Below are 16,714 nucleotides of genomic sequence, written 5' to 3'. Positions count from 1 at the left end.
CTACTCGACGCAAACGCCCCGCACTTTAAGGCAGAAGAATCCCGTGCCACCCGGGACTCCATCTTGACCGCGCGCGCCGGGAGGACCGGCGTGCCCCGCGGGACCGTTCGGGCCTCGCGGACACTCGTCGCGGTGAACCATCGGGATGCCGTGAAAGTCGGGCCCCATGCCGCGTTCACGCCAGATCACCGTACGACTTTCACCCGCACCTCCGTGACCGCCAGGTTGACCGGGGCCACCCTCGCCGCCCGCGCCGCCTTGGCCCGGCTCAAAGACCGCTTGGACCTTGAATTCAGAGTTGTCCGTCGCTTCGATTTCGAATGAGCCCGTCGAACCGCCGTGACCTCCGGCCCCGCCGGCATTTCCGATAGCGCCGTTCGCACCCGGACCACCGCCCGCCATGTGTTTGCAGTGATTCGCCCGCTGCGTGCCTGCCGCCGCGCCGTCAGCCGCCCGACCGCCGTGCGCGGGACCCGCCGCTCCGTTGAGGCCATGCTGTCCGCGCAACTCGATACGCAGGTCGCCGATGCCTTTCCAGATGAACAGTCTGACTTGTCCACCGGATTGACTGCCGCTCGCGCCTTTCGCGAAAGTTTCGATGCGCGCTCCCGGTTCGGCGAGCAGACGCTCGGCGCGCATTTCGAAATTCGCGCTTCCCGTTTGGATGACCGCGTTCGGCCCCAGGTAAAGGCGGCGAATCGGTTTCGTCATTTCGATTTTGTCGTGAGCGATCGTGCTTTCGACGACGATGTCCATCGGCACGTGTACGGTCGTCGACGCGAGATTTTCGGTGGGTGTGCGGAAGAAAGCGTACTCGTAGGACTCACCGCTGACGACTTCGCCGTCGGTGATCTCGCGGCTGTCGATCCAGAAACGTTTCTTCACCAGCGTGCGGCGATCGGTGCGCTCAACGAAACGAACCTCATCAGGGATACGCAATTTCACGCGGTAGCTTTTGGGTTCGAGGCCTTCCTCGATGGTGAACATGTTTCCGGACATCGTGATCCACCCCTCTTGGCGGACATTCGCCGACATGGGGGGCTGGTCTCCTTGGTTTTTATCGCGGATTTCGACTCCGCAAGCTCCAAGAAACAAAGGAACAAAAAGAAGAGCGAGTGTCGTTTTCGAATTCATCATAGGGCACCTCCGGTCGCCGGATCCGCCCTTCTGCAAAGCCCAAACACCACCAAAAGCCCGTCAATTCCACCCTATCCCGGACATCCGTCCCCGGCCCCGCAACCGTCCGCGCCCCGGACACCGCCGGAAAGGTACCATCTACCCTGCTTCGCAGGGTAGATGGTACCGCACGCGGTACGTGGTACCTTTCGGAAAGTAGCAGGTACTTTCTGGAAAGTAGAAGCTACCTTCTAGAAGAGGTAGTTGAGGCTGAGTTCGGTCAGGAGAGTGTCGGTCGTGAGGGTGCCGGTGGTGGCAGCGGTGAGGGCGCCGTCGATGCGGATCGGGCCACCTTGGTAGCTGGCGCCGAGGGCCGCTTTGGTGTCGTTGAGGCCTTCGTTGTCGGCGGTCGCCGGGAAGCCCGTACCCGGATCATCTTTGCGTTGATTGAGGATGATGGATTGCTCAAGGTAGGCGCGCCACTGCACGCCTTCGAAGCTTTTGGATTCGACTCCGAAATAGAAAGGGAGATTCAGCGTGACCGCGTTCGCCGGATCGCGTGCGATGCGCGTGTTCACTAGGCGCGCGCCCCAGAAGGCGTAAGCCTCGGCATCTTCTTCGAGATGTTCAAACCCGAGCGTGATTTCGTCCCAGCCGCGACGGGCATCGTTGCCGCCGTCGGGAGCGATACGGCCGCGCGTGCTTTGCGCGTCTACATAGTAAGTCATGTCTTCGACTCCGTATTCACCGCCCAAGCGGTACTGCGAGTCCAGCTGCGCGGTCAGAAGACCATCGATCTTCGAAGGACTGCGAAAACCGGCGTGTGCATAGATCTCGAACTCATTGAAACGTAGACCCGCGCGCAGGCCCTGCGCTTCGACCGATGCGGAGGTGGTCTTATTGCGGGCTTTCGAGAGCCACAGTGACAAGGCCCAAGCACTGACCTCATTTTTAGAAGCATACGTGATTTCGAAGGGGTTCTGCTCGGGAAGGAGTCCGTTTGCCGCTTCGGCGACGAGGTCATCAAAAAGTTCGGTGCGATGACCGACGTAAACGGAAAGTTTCGAGGCCTTAGACAGGCTCATCAGCCATCCGCCCTCGCCTTGAGGGCCAAACTCGAGGCTCAGCTGATCGTCGACGGAGAAGGCCTTCACGGGATTCTGAAAGAGTTCCTGGAAATCATCCGGGAGAGAGACGGCGGGACCGATGACCGACATCCGCGCTTTCGAGGCCTCCGCCAAAGGGAGAGCGAGCAGACTCAAACTCAAAAGTAGGATTCCAAGCCGCATGAGTCCTCCACAAAAAGAAAAACCCCGGGTTCATCACCCGGGGTCGATTCGAGATTGCTCTCAAGAACCTTGGTTCAATTAGAACCAGTAGTTCAGGCTTGTTGTTGCCAACAAGTTGTCTGTGTTCAGGTTACCAGTGCCGTTAGCCGACAGGGTACCATCGATCCAGACTTTTCCGAACTTCAGGCTCGCGCCCAGGCCAGTTGCAGTGTCGTTCAGACCTTCAGTATCAACCGAAGTTGTACCGTTGTCGTTCTTCGACGAGTTCAGGAGAACCGATTGTTGGATGAAACCGCGGACTGCCAACCAAGAAGCTGCGTCTGCTTCCACACCTGCGTACAGGGGGAGTTTCATCGAAGTTTGTTTTGCCGGATCTTGCTTCGCTTCTGTCGACGCGAGTTTCGCACCGTAGAAGAAGTGAGCTGTTTCCGAACGAACTTTCGACTCGTAACCGATTGTCCAGTTCATAGTCGAAGCTTTAGCATCGGCGCCACCGTTGGGAGTGACTTTGCCCGAGTTTTGCTGAATGTCGACGAAAGCGATGCTGTCACCGATGAAGTACTCACCACCGATACGAACCGACAGGTCCGATTGAGCAGTGACCACGCCGTCGATTTCCGACTTACCAGCCAAACCGAGAGCTGCGTACACTTCGAATGCGTCAGTGTTGTAACCTGCGCGCAGACCCATCGTGTTCACTTTGCGGTTCGGAGTCGCTTTGTCAGCTGCGTTCGAGTATTTGAACGACAGTGCCCAAGCCGAATCACCCATTTTCGAACCGTAGAACACTTCGAAGGGGTTTTGTTCGTTGAGCAGAGTCACCGCGGGAGCGGGAGTCGTGTTGTTGAACGCGTCGATACCTGCGTTGAACGAAGCCGAACGGTTACCGAAGTAGATACCATACTTAGTGTCGCCCGAAGAACGGAAGAAGCCGCCTTCAGCTTGTCCACCGTACTCGATCGTGAGCAGGTCACCGAAACCGAACATTTCAGCGGGGTTACGGAAAACTTCTTGAACGTCGTCCGCGATAGTCACTGATTCGCCCAGTGCAGCCATACGAGCCTTAGATGCGAATGCAGAAGTAGACATCATTGTCACTGCTGCCAATACAAGCGCCTTTGTCATTGTCGATCCTTTCGTTGCGTTAACTAAGACGTTAACGGCTTGATCATTTTTGTTCAAACCTTTGAACCTAATCCTTCAGCGGCCTGCCGTTCTTCCCTTGCGGTTCGCGCGGCAGATGTCCTCTTTCCGTGCGCTCAGGCGAAGTTCCCCTCCGTCGTTGCGCTTGTTGGAAGACGTGCTTTCACCTTCGAATCCTAAGGATGAAAAAATATGGAAGCAATCAGGATTTGTTTGCGTGAGATCAAACGAAGCGCGAAATGACGCTGTTTTTGTGTGCTTTTCTGTGCTCACTGGCCCGAAGTTTCGGCAAGCTTCCCCACCAAGGATTGGTCAATTCGCTTGCATCTTGCTTTTCAAAAACGAATTTTTGATCGCCTTGAAAACCGCGCGGGAGTTGCGTTTCACGCGAATTGACGAAGCGCGATTTCATAACTGTTAGCGCTGAGAGGCAAAGTGAGCTGTTGCCGCTGCGCCTCACCTCGACTTAGGTCCTGAAATTAGAGTCCTGCCCCTAAAAAATTCTGATGACGCAGGACCCCCGGACGCGATTTCGGACCAGAAGCACGGCGTCCGCCGGGATCTTAACTTGAACGCAACTCCGAATTTTGATTCTTTGAGATCAGGCCCGAATTCCATCCGCAAATATCGGCCCTCTGTTTGATCTCCGAATTGATCGCGAACTCTCTTCTGAACCCCGACAGCACACTTTTCCGATTCTCTCTCTATTCGCAAAGGCGTTCGCCCTTTGCCAAGACTCATAACCACATTTAGGCTCACAACACATGAAATTCAAAACTCCACGTTCCAACAACCGGTCCGGCAACAACGAGAAATCGACGAAGACCCAAACGGGACGAATCAAACGTCACCCCGACGGCTTTGGCTTCTTTATTCCGGAAGACCCCGAACTTCCCGATGTCTATATTCCTCGTCAATCGATGGACGGAATCATGACGAACGATCGCGTGATGGTTTCCGTCGAACGCGAACGCGGTGGCGATCGTTACCGCGGCGAAATCATAAAAATCCTCGACCGCGGATTGAAAACCGTCGTCGGCACTTACCACCACTTGGATAAAGGCGGACTTCTGCGCGACGACGCTAAAGGCTGGGGACACGATCTGATCATCCCGCCCGGCGAAGACAAAGGCGCGAAAGACGGCGAGCTGGTGGCGGTGGAAATCACCAAGTATCCCGACCAGGGCCGCTTCACCGGCAAAGTCTCGGAAGTCATCGGGGACTCCATGGATCCGATGAACGACATCAAACGTGTCATCCTGACCCAAGGCATTCCTTCCGTTTGGCCCGACGAAGTCGAACGCGAAGCCGCCGAAATTCCCGAAGAAGTGCCGGAGGCCGACAAGAAAGGTCGCCGCGACCTGCGCAAGCTTAAGCTCATCACAATCGACGGCGCGACGGCGAAAGACTTCGATGACGCGATTTACGTCGAACAGAACGACGACGGTTTCGTTCTTTACGTCGCGATCGCGGACGTTAGCCATTACGTCCGTCCCGACACCGCGATCGACGAAGAGGCCTACCATCGCGGCACGAGCGTTTACTTCCCGAACTTCGTCGTGCCCATGCTGCCCGAAGCGCTCTCAAACGGACTGTGCTCTTTGAACCCGCACGTAGATCGCCTGTGCTTGGTTTCGGAAATCCACATGGACTTCCAGGGTGAAGTCCAGCGCACGGACTTCTACGAAGCCATCATGAGCAGCGCCGCGCGCGTCACCTACGGCGAGGCTCAACAAATCCTCGACGGAGAGAAAATTTCGAAACTCGATCACGTCGTCGGCGAAATCGAGCGCGCGGGACAACTCGCCAAGCTCTTGATGGCGAAACGCTTCCGTGAGGGCTCGCTGGATCTGGAAATTCCCGAAGTCCAACTTGTCATCGACGCCGGCGGAGAGCCGATCGACATTCTGAAGTCGGAGCGACTCTTCGCGCACCGCCTGATCGAAGAGATGATGCTCGCGGCGAACGTCGCCGTCGGTAAGTTCCTTTCGCAAAAAGAAGTGCCCGGGATCTACCGCATTCACGAACCGCCAAATGAAGAGGCGATCGCGAAACTCGACAAATTCCTGCACAACTTCGGCGGCAGCGTGAACCTCTCGCAAGGAAAGCTGCAAAAACGCCTGACCAAGGCTCTGGAGGAGTTCTCGGGTAAACCGGAAGCGCAGATCCTGAACATCCTGGCGCTGCGTTCGATGTCGCAAGCCAAGTACAGTCCGAATAACGTTGGTCACTTCGGATTGGGCTTCGAGTTCTACACGCACTTCACTTCACCCATTCGCCGCTATCCCGATTTGATCGTGCACCGTCTCGTTAAAGCGTTGGTCATGAAAAATGGCGAGTATCGCCTCATGAGCGAAGATGACCTCGCGACGGCGGGCACGATGCTGTCCGCGGCCGAGCAACGGTCCGTGAAAGCGGAACGCCAAGTTCAAGCCATCAAACGCGCCCGTTTCATGCAGAAGTTCATCGGCCAAGAGTTCGACGGGATGATCTCTTCCGTGACGAAGTTCGGCGTCTTCGTACTGCTTCGCCAGTTCGAAGTGGACGGCTTAGTCAGCCTGGAGAAGCTGGGCAAAAGCGCCCGCGACACCTACGAATTCGATCCCGATCAGCTGCGACTGGTGGCTTCGCGCTCGGGCGAAGCCTTCGAGATCGGTCAGATGGTCCGCGTACGGGTCGCGGAGGCCGACGTGGATTTGGGCCAAGTCGATTTCGAATTGGTCCGCGGATCCGGCGCGAAAGCCGAAGCAAAGCCCCAGCGCTCGAAAGATCGTCCCAAAGGTCGCATGGAGAGATTCCAAATCGACGAACTCGATCTGGATCAACTTCCCGTCGACGGCGACTTTTTGGCCGACGATCCCGAAGAGAACGTTCGCATTCACGTGAAAAAAGGCGGCAAAGGCAAGAAGTCGGCACCGCCACCCAAAGCGGGTAAGGGGCGCAGCCGCGCCGCCAAAGCCGCGGCACGTACGGAAACCGTCGCGCGCGAAACCCGTTTACCGAAACCGGGAAGCCTCAACGACAAGCGCCAACAAAAACGCGCGGGCCGGAACGGCCCTGCGCCCACGGCCCGGGCCGCGCCCGAAGGCCGTCGCTCTATAGCGGTCGCGCCCCCCGTTCGCGAAACGCCACGTCCGATCACCACCTCGACCGCGGGCAATCGGCAAAAGCCGAGCGAGTCGTCCAGCACGACGCCCAGCTCAGGAGGTCGCTTCGATCCCGAAGCGAAATTGCGTGAAGCCCTCGCTAAACGGGGCCTGACCCCGACCGAGGCGCTCCGGAACCCCGAATCGGTGAAGCGCTTGGGAGCCGGCGGGGACCGCGACTCCCGTGGCCGCCGAATCGATGACGACGCACGCATCGAATCACGACCGAAGTTCCAAAAACGCGATGACGACGGAGGACGCGGTGGAAATGACCGCGGCGGCGGACCGAAAGGGAAAAGCGGGTCCGGCAAGAAGTCTTCGAAAAAAGCGCGCGGTCGTGACGGTGGACGCCGGGGTCGTCGATGAGCCTGGTCAGCCGGGGCTTGCAAATTCGTCGGACTCTGCGCAACGCCGGTCGGATGCGGACGATCGTCAGCGTCTTCGCGAAGCACGGCTTCGCGGAGCTCGCCGAGCGATTAGGCCTGGGACGCTTCATACTGGAAAAATGGATGCCCGATGAAGCCTCGGCGCATCGTTCAGTTCCGGAAAGAATTCGTATTTCGTTCGAAGAGCTCGGCCCCACGTTCGTCAAGCTGGGGCAGCTTTTGGCGTCGCGCCCCGATTTGGTTCCGGAGGAATGGTCGAATGAATTCGCCCGCCTTCACGATCGCGTCCAGCCTTTACCCTTCGATCAGATCGACCGCGTCCTGCGCGAAGATCTCGGCGAGGACTACCGTTCGGCATTTCATAGTATCGACGAAGAGCCCCTGGGCTCGGCCAGCATCGCCCAAGTCCATGCGGCGGTCCTGCACGACGGTCGTCGCGTCGTCCTGAAAGTGCAGCGCCCGGGCATCGCCGCCAAAATCAAGGACGACGTCAACGTCCTGTTCTTCCTGGCCGACGTCGTGGAAACCTACATCCCCGAATCCAAAGCCTTCCGCCCCCAAGACATCGTGCAAGAATTTTTCGAAGCGCTCAGCATCGAAACGAACTTCATCGCGGAAGCCAACAACATCCGTCGTTTTCAAGAGAACTTCCGCGACGAGCCTAAGATCAAAATCCCCACGGTGGAAATGAGTCTGGTCACCGAACGCGTCCTGTGTATGGAACGTTTGGACGGAGTCCCCCTCAGCTCGGATCGCGCGCTGGAACAGGGCGCGGACCGCCAGGACATCTTGCGCACGGGACTGCGGACGTACTTGAAGATGGTTTTCATGGACGGATTGTTTCATGGCGATCTGCATGCCGGAAATTTTCTGATCTACCCCGACAATCGCATCGGCTTGATCGACTTCGGGCAGGTCGGCCGCCTGAATTCGAAGACCCAATCCTCGATCGCCAATATGATGCTGGCCCTTTCGCGCGAAGATTACGAGCGTCTGGCGGCCGAGTACCTGGATCTCGCGCCCTACAGCGAAACCGCCGATGCGGACGCGCTCGCGCGCGATTTGCGGAATCTCGTCGCCCCTTATTTCGGGATGACGTTGCGGAACGTGAAGCTGGGACAAATCTTGATGTCGTCCGCGGGCATCGCCGGCGCGCACCAGGTGAGCGTCCCCGCCGAGCTCATGCTGTTCTTCAAATCACTGATCGGAATCGAGGGCCTGGGTCGACGTATCGATCCCGATTTCGATATCCTAAGCCACGCCCTGGAATTCGCGGGCGAACTCGTGCGCCATCAATACGATCCCGCGAAGCTCACTTACGAACTCGCGCAGCTGACGAAAGATTCCAAGTCGCTTATCGCGAGCTTGCCCCGCCAAATGCACCACTGGATCCGCAAGGTGAACAGCCCCGGTTACGCCAGTCGCATACGGATCGAAGAAGCCGAAGATCTACGTAAAACCTTCGAAACTTCGTTTCACCTGATCTTCTTGGGCTTGGTGATCGCGGCGCTTCTGCTGAGCAGCTCGGTTCTGGCGGTTTTCCCCGCCCAGCAGCTCATCCTGGGCTTACCGGCCCTCGCGGTGATCGGCTACACGGTGGCATTGGGGCTTGGCATCGTTGCCTTCTTCAATTACATCCGTAAGGCATGAAGGCGATTTCGCACCTGACCTACGAGCTCTCGATTTTGGCTAAGGCCGTTCCCCACCGCAATCTGTCCCTCGCGGCCGTGCACGTGGGGCTTAGCCAGCCCCAGCTCTCGCGTTTAATTCAGAAACTCGAAGCCGAGTTGAAAGTCGTTTTACTCGACCGCTCCTCGCGCCGGAAATCGGGTTGGACGCAGGTCGCGCTGGATCTTTCCGCGGCTTTTCATCGGGGCCTGGGACGTTTGGAAGCCGAAGTGATGTCGGTGACCCGCCAAGCCGACATCGATGAACTGCGCGTCGGCACGCTAGAGGGGCTCGCGCCCATCGCGATGAGCTTCGCGGATCAATTCTTCCACAAAATGAACATCAAACGCATCGAGCTGGATGTTTACGAGTACCGTGATCTCGACTCGCTTTTCCTTTCGGGCCAACTGGATTTGATCTTCACCGCGCGTATCCCTTCGAAACAAAAGTTCAAATACAACATCGAGGTCGGCTACCAGCAGCACGATGTGGTTTCGCAAGACAAAAACTATCTGGTGCTCTCCCCCTTTGAGTGGACGCAATCGGGGCCGGCGGATCTGGAAGGATTCAACCAGTACCTCGTGAGCAATTCGTTGCAGATCCGCGCCAAGTGGCTCGAAGACTATGGCGGAACGGGCACACTTCCCGTCGACGCGAAACGCGGCAAAGGGAAGGGCTACTACTCGGTGCATCTGCTGGGGAATGATTTGCTTTCGATGAACCTCTGGGAGCAGATTGAAGAGATCGCGCGCAGCTTCTGACCCATTTTTCCAGTCCTGCGGCGGCATTCGAATTGCTGTTGAGAGCGTTTGAGTTCAACTCAAACGAAGGGAAAGAAAAATGACGAAAGATTCCGCCGACAAACCGCGCCCTATCGAAACTCCCGAGCCTCCCGCGGGAAAGCCGCAGGATCCGCAGCGCGAACCCACTCGCCCCGCGGAACCGCCGCAACGCGAGCCCGGAACACCGAAGCCCGTCGAAGCTCCGACCGACCCCGATACCGAAAAAAAAGAAAAGATCATCACCGAACCGAATTGAGGATCACCGCATGAAGTTGCACCCGTATTTGTTCGCCGTCGCTCTTGCTTTCACCACCGTCGTCGCTTGCTCCACCTCACCGACCGGACGTCGCCAGTTAATGGCGGTCAACGACAAAGAGATGGATCAAATGGGCTTTCAAGCCTTCGAAGAGATCAAGAAAAAGCAAAAGATCTCGCACGATCCCGCGCAGAACCAATACGTGAAATGCATCACTAACGCCATCGTGGCCGTCGCCCCCGACAGTCAAGGCTGGGAGGTCGTCGTTTTCCAAGACGACTCGGCCAATGCCTTCGCGCTGCCCGGAAAAAAGATCGGCGTGCACACCGGACTTTTGAAAGTCGCGCGCACGCAAGATCAGGTGGCGGCGGTGCTCGGTCATGAGGTGGGTCACGTCATGGCCCGCCACTCGGCCGAACGCGTGTCGGCGGATGCCGTTTCGGGTCTGGGGATGAGTATCGCCGGAGCCATCGGCAGCATCTTCGTGGATCCGAATTCGAACGCGTTCAAGCTGGGCATGGGCGCTTTGGGCGTCGGCGTGCAATTCGGCGCGGTCATGCCTTACGGACGCGCGCACGAATCCGAAGCCGACGTCATCGGCCTCGATCTGATGGCGCAGGCGGGATTCAACCCGCAAGACAGCGTGCAGCTCTGGAAGAACATGGCGGAAGGAAGCAAAGGCTCACCCCCCGAGTTCTTGTCCACGCATCCATCGAACGAAACGCGCATCCAGGGCCTGCAAGCGAAAATGGCCCCCGCCCTGCAAAAGTACCAGGCCGCGCAAGCGGCGGGCCGTCGTCCCGCCTGCCGTCTTTAACCATCCCTTCAGGAACCGGCGCTTTTACGGCGTCGGTTTTGCCAATTTTATCTGTCCATCCGTTCGACAGAGGGCCTTCGGGGACAACTCGCCCCGCTCGTGCTAGATTCCCGTCATGGGAAAACTGCTGATCGCCCTGACCCTTTTGTTGTCGCTCAATGCTTTCGCCGAAGTCGCCGATCGCGTAATCGTCGAAAAAGGCGCGAAGACATTGAAACTCATGAAGGGCGACAAAGTCCTGAAGTCTTATCGCGTTTCTTTGGGACGGAATTCACCGGATGGACCGAAAGAACGCGAAGGCGACATGCGCACGCCGGAAGGCCGCTACCGCATCACCGCCCATAGCAAGCACAGCGATTTCTTTTTTTCGTTGCGGGTCTCCTACCCGAACAAAAACGACGTCGAAAAAGCGAAAAGTCTGGGCGTCGATCCGGGTGGCGACATCATGATCCACGGACTGCCGGACCTGAAGTCCTGGGAGCGCTGGGGACTTCCGAAGGACTGGGCCGACTACCGCGTGGTTAAGTGGCACTATCTGATCAATTGGACCGCGGGCTGCATCGCCGTGACGAATTCGGAAGTGAAGGAAATCGCGAAACTCGTACCCGTCGGTACCGAAATCGAAATTCAGCCGTGACAGCAAGCCGGTCGCGCGGCAAATTCTCCGAAAACAACGAGGTTCTTATGAAACTGATGATGGCCGCTCTTTTGGCTTTGGGCTTGTTCGCGACCGGTTGCGCTTCGCGGAAGGTGATCGTGAAGAAAGACACTTGCGTCGAGATCTACGGCGGATCTTTGATGGAATGCGAATCCGTCGAGCGCAAAGACACGAAGTAGTTCTTCGTACGAGCTCTAAAAGAAAAAGGCTCCCTGGAGTTTCCAGAGAGCCTTTTTTATTTGGGTCACATGAAAAAGTCAGCTCAGCAGCTTCAAGGCCATTTGCTGGGCGTTGTTCGCTTGGCCGAGAACCGAAATCCCCGCCTGCAGCATGATGTTGTTCCGGGTCATCTCGGCCGTTTCGGCGGCAATATCGGCATCACGAATCCGCGAGTTCGCGGCCGAGAAATTCTCATCGGCGACAAGCAAGTTCTGTGATGTCGAAACCAGACGGTTTTGCAGGGCACCGAAGTTCGCGCGAATCGCGTTGACCGAAGTCAGCGCGCTATCCACGACATCGAGGCTCATCTGCGCCCCTTGCTTGGAAGCGATGGTCTCGGCGACCAGGCCCAAGGCTTCGAGTGAAGCGTTCGCCGCCGAAGCATTGAACGAGATCCGATCCTTAAACGGATCGTTATGGACGCCGACTTGAATGTCGATCACGCCGCCCGATCCATTCAGCAGATCGTATCCGTTAAACTCGGTCGACTCGGTGATACGCTGAATCTCGGACTTGAGCTGTTGGTATTCCACATCGAGGAACTTACGTTCCGTATCGCCAATCGTATCCGAAGAGGACTGGACCGCGAGTTCCCGCAGGCGAATCAACATATTCGAAGTTTCGTTGAGCGAACCTTCCGCCACCTGAACGAGCGAGATACCGTCGTTCGCGTTACGGTTGGCTTGGCGTAGACCGCGGGTCAAGGCACGTAGGTTTTCGCTGATCGCGAGTCCGGCCGCATCGTCGGCGGCCTTGTTGATGCGGAACCCGGAAGCGAGTCGCTCCATGGAGGTCGCCATGGCGCGGTTCGTACCACCCAAGCTCTTCTGCGCATTCAATGACATCACGTTCGTCGCAATTCTTAATCCCATCGTATTCCCCTTCCTTGACGGTCTCTTCCTCCTAAAGAGCGATCCCATCGTTGGGATCATGCATGGACATCTTGTCCACGAGGCATCAGTGCCTGTGTCTTAGATCGGTGCGATCCGTGGACTCAAGAGTCCAGTTCTGTCTCAAAATGATGCCAAAAATTTGACGACCACCGACCGGACCTAAGTTGAAAACACTTGAAGACCGAGCGTTCCGGCGTCCTTTTATAGATCTTAACGAAAGCGAAGGGCCGTCCCAGCCGAAAAGCTGGACGTGAGAAAATTGACACGCCCATTTTATGCCCTGCTGATCTTCGCGGCCGGAGGCCTCTCGGGCTGCACGCGTGCGGGTGAAAACCTCGCCCGCATGCAAATCCAAATGCCGCCCCATCCGTCGGTGTCCGCGAAGTCCACGAACTACACACCGCAGTCCGATGCTTTCGCTTTCTGCTACATGGTGAACATCACGGGCGACGGGATCAAACCGAATAAACTTTCGTGTTATCCCGACGGCGGCGGACGCACTTCGTTCCTTCCCCCGCTCGCCAATGCGAGCCTCGAAGTCGATCGCGGCGCGAATCGTCGGGTTGAATTGTTCGGCTACGTTCCTCGCGTCGGCGAAACCTGCGCGACGGTCGGACTCGACCTGCAAAACGTTCCCCTCAATCGCCTTTTCCTTTTGGCCAGCCAACCCAATGTGGCGATGAACGATCCCGAAGTGACCGTGAAACTCAACGTCGTCTTTCCTGGGTTGGCGAACCACGTGGGTGTGCAGTCGGGGGTCGATCCCTCTTGCTACGCGACCCTTCCGCCGGTCGTCCTTCCCGAAGCGCCGCCTCTCGCGAGCGTGTTCCGCGGTCAACGCTTCGTCATGACCGCCAATGTGGCCGGCGATGGACGGCCGACCCCCGCTCAAGGTTCCAGATTCAAAGTCACCCACGAGGTTGTCTATGTTCGCTAAGCTGTCATTTGCCGTGTCGATCTTTGTTTTGGGCTCTTGGGCGCAAGCCTCGAATCCGCAAAGCTTCGTCTACCAAGGTCGTTTGATGGAGTCGAACGGGCACGCCACGACGGGCGCGGTCACCCTGAAGCTGCAGATCTACAATCCGGCGAAAACCTGTCTGCTGTACGAAGAGTCGCAATCGGTCGATTTGACCGGGACCGATGGTCTGTTCACCGTGGCCGTGGGCTCGCCCGCCGGAAACGCGAAGCGCACCGGTAATGACCCCGCGCTGGCGATGAACGCGATTTTTTCGAATCGTAACGTCGCGGTCCGTACTCCGGGTACGAACTGCTCGAGCGGATACACTCCCGCCAACGCGGACGTCCGCTACCTTCGCGTCACCGTCACGCAAGGCGGAACCGTCGACTTGCTGTCACCCGACCAAGTACTGAGCGCCGTCCCCTTCGCCACCACGGCGGAAACCCTGCAAGGCAAACAGCCGGGTGACTTCATTCAACTGCGAACCGACGCCGGCTATTCGCTGAATCAGGCGAACGTCGAAAGCGTCTTCACATCGTCGAACTTCGCGAAGCTCTTGGGGCTGCTGAACGGCTCGGGTCCCACCGACTTGGGTGGTCAACGTCTGACCTCCGTGGGCACTCCCAGTTCGGGAAGCGATGCCGTAAACAAAAGCTACAGCGACTCGCGGCTCGCGGGCGCCGTGATCGACAGTGGCGGTCTCAGCAGTGGCAAAGTCCTCTCTTATAATGCGGTCACCCAGCAATGGGAACCCGTGGATCTTCCGAACAGCGCGCGCATCCCCGCGGCGACCTGCCCGGTCGGAGAAGCCAGTCGTTGGGATGGATCCTCTTGGAGTTGCGTCTCGACCGGCGGCGGTGGTGGCGGAACCGCGACAATTTCGACCGACAATACGACGACGGTACTGACGAATGCCAGTCCGAAGATTCACATGATCTCGCTCGCGACCGCGGGCGCGATCAAGCTTCCGGCCGCGAATACCTACGCGACGACCGGTGGTCCCATCTTTCAATTCTTGAATACCAGTGGTGTGGACGTCCCGGTCCTCAACGCCAGCGGCAAACTCGTGGGACGTGTTCCCGGCGGTGGGGGCTGCGACGTCTTCCTGTTCAATAACTCGAGCGTCGATGGTCAATGGGCCACCACGGCCGCGTCCATCGGCACGGCGACGACGAAGATCGTCACGCTCGCGAGCAGTCCGGACACGATCACCGGCGGCTTCGTGACCGCCGCTCGACTCTCGTCCTCGGCCCATCTTCTGGGTTACGATCACGACGCTGGCGGCGCGACCGATGGCCGCGTCCGCGTCGCCCAAGTCAACGAAGGAACCGAAAACGTGACCCTGGGCACGTCGACGCCCTTACTCGCGGCCATTCAGCCCTCGAGCATTCGGCTCTTCGGATTCTCCGCAAGCCAAGCCTTGGGGGTCGTCGTCGACAACACTTCGACCGTTCAACTGTTTCCTCTCTCGATTTCCGGAGCTTCCGTCTCTGTCGGTTCCGGAGTGCCCGCCCCTGTGGGATGCCAGGCGTACGCAATGCGCGCCGACCAGGACGCCAGCTACTGTCACGATAGCTCGGCGAACACCTCACGCATTCTTCCGAACGGAACGATCCAAACCGTCAATGAACCCGGGTTCAACGATTTCTACCCTTTGGGCACTTACTCCGGCACGACCTTGATGGGAAAGTGCGGAGTTTCCGGACTTGAAATCAAGGCCGTCGATTTTGCGACCCCGGCGATTCTGGGAACCCAGCTTATTTCGGGAACCGCGAATTGCAATTTGGAGTGGATGGCGTCCGGAAACGGTCAATACGTCTATCTGCCGGATGGGTCGGGAAAAACTTGGGTCGTCTTCCGAATCAGTGGCACAACTTATAAGGTGAAAGTCAGCTGGAATGGATCGGCGATCGTCACCGACGTCGCGGCGGCCGCAGTGGGAATGAACTATGGAGCGACCGTTTTGTCGCTAGATGGATCGAACTACCTGATCGCCGGTTCGGGAACCGGAACCTTAACGGAAATCACGAGTGCCGCGGCCATGACCGTCAGCGCGCCTTCGCTTTACAGCGACTGCTATGGTCCGTTCATCTCGAGTCCGAATCGCTGCATCAACTATCAGATGCAGTCGCCGACCTCGATCGGAGCAAGTTTCAAAATCACGCGCTAATCTCGTTCCTTAAATGTGGGACCCCGCTAGGGGTCCCACGCGCAGGAAACAGATTAACATTGTCAAAGCAGATCACGACGTACAGTGGACTCGGCTGAATATTTGAGGGCATGATCGTTAGGATCAATGACTCAAGGACTTGCCTCCCCGTTTTGTTCGGGGTTCGGTCACGCACCCGAAGGTGCGCGCCTCTCTTTTATCCGGTCAATTCAGTGACTGAATTAACCTTGGAAAGTCTTATTCAGAAGGCTCAGTGCAACGTTCGCGGACTGATTCGCTTGGGCCAGGACCGAAGAACCCGCTTGCAACAAGATGTTCTGACGAGTCATCTCGGCGGTTTCTTCAGCGACATCCACATCGCGGACCCGTGAGTTCGCGGCGGACATGTTCTCGATCGAGTTGTTGATGTTCGAGACCGTGGTTTGCAGACGGTTCTGCAAGGCACCGAAGTCCGCGCGCATCGCCGAAACGCTCGAGAGTGCGGTATCGACCGCCGACAGCGCGTTTTGCGCCGAGGCTTTGTCCGCGACCGACGTGAGGTTCACGCCCAGGGCCGCCGAGTTCGCATCCGCCTTCGACGAGTCGAAAGAGATACGGTCGATTTCGGGGTTGTTACGGATACCGACTTGGAAATCCATGATCGCGCCCACTCCGGCCAACAGCTGAGTGCCGTTGAATTCCGTCGCGTCGGCGATACGGTCGATCTCCGAAATCAGTTGATCATATTCGACGTTGAGGAACTGGCGCTCGACCGGTCCGATGGTATCCGAAGCGGCTTGAACTGAAAGTTCCCGCAGACGGATCAGGATCGAAGAGACCTCGTTCATCGCACCTTCCGCAACCTGAACCAGCGAGATGCCGTCGTTCGCGTTACGTGCCGCTTGCTTCAGACCGCGGATTTGCGCCCGGAGGTTCTCCGAGATCGCCAAGCCCGCCGCGTCGTCACCAGCGCGGTTGATGCGGTATCCGGATGCGAGCTTTTCCATGCTCTTATCCAGGCCAAGCTTCGTGTTATACAGAACGCGTTGGGCGTTCAACGAAGCCGTATTCGTGTTAATTCGCAAACCCATACAATCCTCCTCCTTGAGAATCCGGATCTCATTCCTTGAGATCTGGTGAGCCACCATGGCTCCACGGGTGTCTTGTCTCTGATCGGTACGCTTTGGATTTCCTGAAGTGAGACGTTCGATTTTGTGGCAAAACTAGACTTTCG

At 57.7% G+C, this 16,714-nt stretch carries 15 protein-coding genes; 9 read left to right on the top strand and 6 right to left on the bottom strand.

Annotated elements, in window-relative coordinates; genetic code table 11:
• The 4 genes from KF767_10005 to KF767_09990 all read right to left on the bottom strand — a co-directional run bounded on the left by KF767_10005 (position 1) and on the right by KF767_09990 (position 3,960).
• Positions 1–1,035, bottom strand: coding sequence for a collagen-like protein (locus KF767_10005; GenBank protein ID MBX3018211.1), 1,035 nt, complete (start codon positions 1,033–1,035; stop codon positions 1–3).
• A gap of 332 nt (positions 1,036–1,367) precedes the next feature.
• Positions 1,368–2,405 (bottom strand): hypothetical protein, encoded by a 1,038-nt coding sequence (locus KF767_10000; GenBank protein ID MBX3018210.1) that lies wholly within the window; start codon positions 2,403–2,405, stop codon positions 1,368–1,370.
• A gap of 78 nt (positions 2,406–2,483) precedes the next feature.
• Positions 2,484–3,461: a hypothetical protein gene (locus KF767_09995; protein MBX3018209.1), complete on the bottom strand. Its 978-nt coding sequence runs from the start codon at positions 3,459–3,461 to the stop codon at positions 2,484–2,486.
• 310 nt (positions 3,462–3,771) lie between these two features.
• Positions 3,772–3,960: a hypothetical protein gene (locus KF767_09990; GenBank protein ID MBX3018208.1), complete on the bottom strand. Its 189-nt coding sequence runs from the start codon at positions 3,958–3,960 to the stop codon at positions 3,772–3,774.
• A 352-nt stretch (positions 3,961–4,312) separates the two neighbouring features.
• Between KF767_09990 and rnr the strand changes: the two genes are divergently transcribed.
• From rnr to KF767_09955, 7 genes are all read left to right on the top strand, one after another.
• Positions 4,313–7,060, top strand: coding sequence for a ribonuclease R (gene rnr / locus KF767_09985; protein MBX3018207.1), 2,748 nt, complete (start codon positions 4,313–4,315; stop codon positions 7,058–7,060).
• 143 nt (positions 7,061–7,203) lie between these two features.
• A complete protein-coding gene (locus KF767_09980; protein ID MBX3018206.1) occupies positions 7,204–8,730 on the top strand; it encodes an AarF/ABC1/UbiB kinase family protein in 1,527 nt (508 codons plus the stop codon).
• A 5-nt stretch (positions 8,731–8,735) separates the two neighbouring features.
• Complete coding sequence (locus KF767_09975) at positions 8,736–9,509, top strand: LysR family transcriptional regulator (GenBank protein ID MBX3018205.1); 774 nt, start codon at positions 8,736–8,738, stop codon at positions 9,507–9,509.
• Between the two features lie 79 nt (positions 9,510–9,588).
• The gene (locus tag KF767_09970) at positions 9,589–9,786 is read left to right on the top strand and encodes a hypothetical protein (GenBank protein MBX3018204.1); all 198 of its coding nucleotides are present in this window, start codon (positions 9,589–9,591) and stop codon (positions 9,784–9,786) included.
• Between the two features lie 10 nt (positions 9,787–9,796).
• A complete protein-coding gene (locus tag KF767_09965) occupies positions 9,797–10,603 on the top strand; it encodes a M48 family metallopeptidase (GenBank protein MBX3018203.1) in 807 nt (268 codons plus the stop codon).
• 115 nt (positions 10,604–10,718) lie between these two features.
• Positions 10,719–11,240: a L,D-transpeptidase gene (locus KF767_09960; GenBank protein ID MBX3018202.1), complete on the top strand. Its 522-nt coding sequence runs from the start codon at positions 10,719–10,721 to the stop codon at positions 11,238–11,240.
• A 47-nt stretch (positions 11,241–11,287) separates the two neighbouring features.
• Positions 11,288–11,440, top strand: coding sequence for a hypothetical protein (locus tag KF767_09955; protein MBX3018201.1), 153 nt, complete (start codon positions 11,288–11,290; stop codon positions 11,438–11,440).
• 78 nt (positions 11,441–11,518) lie between these two features.
• On the opposite strand, the gene KF767_09950 is transcribed toward KF767_09955, so the two are convergent.
• Positions 11,519–12,352 (bottom strand): flagellin FliC, encoded by an 834-nt coding sequence (locus tag KF767_09950; protein MBX3018200.1) that lies wholly within the window; start codon positions 12,350–12,352, stop codon positions 11,519–11,521.
• A 271-nt stretch (positions 12,353–12,623) separates the two neighbouring features.
• Here KF767_09950 and KF767_09945 point away from each other — a divergent pair, with 271 nt between their 5' ends.
• On the top strand, positions 12,624–13,310 hold the full coding sequence (locus tag KF767_09945) for a hypothetical protein (GenBank protein MBX3018199.1): 687 nt from the start codon (positions 12,624–12,626) through the stop codon (positions 13,308–13,310).
• Positions 13,300–15,501 carry a hypothetical protein gene (locus KF767_09940; protein ID MBX3018198.1) on the top strand — a complete coding sequence of 734 codons (2,202 nt, stop codon included), beginning with the start codon at positions 13,300–13,302 and terminating at the stop codon, positions 15,499–15,501. Before KF767_09945 ends, KF767_09940 begins: the two co-directional genes overlap by 11 nt.
• A 221-nt stretch (positions 15,502–15,722) precedes the next feature.
• Here KF767_09940 and KF767_09935 read toward each other — a convergent pair whose 3' ends face one another.
• Entirely contained in the window at positions 15,723–16,571 is an 849-nt protein-coding gene (locus KF767_09935; GenBank protein MBX3018197.1) for a flagellin FliC, read from the bottom strand.
• Positions 16,572–16,714: the final 143 nt, after the last annotated feature.

This window comes from Pseudobdellovibrionaceae bacterium, assembly GCA_019637875.1.
Lineage (GTDB): Bacteria > Bdellovibrionota > Bdellovibrionia > Bdellovibrionales > Bdellovibrionaceae > JAHBUW01.
This window is presented reverse-complemented; position numbering and strand designations above follow the sequence as displayed.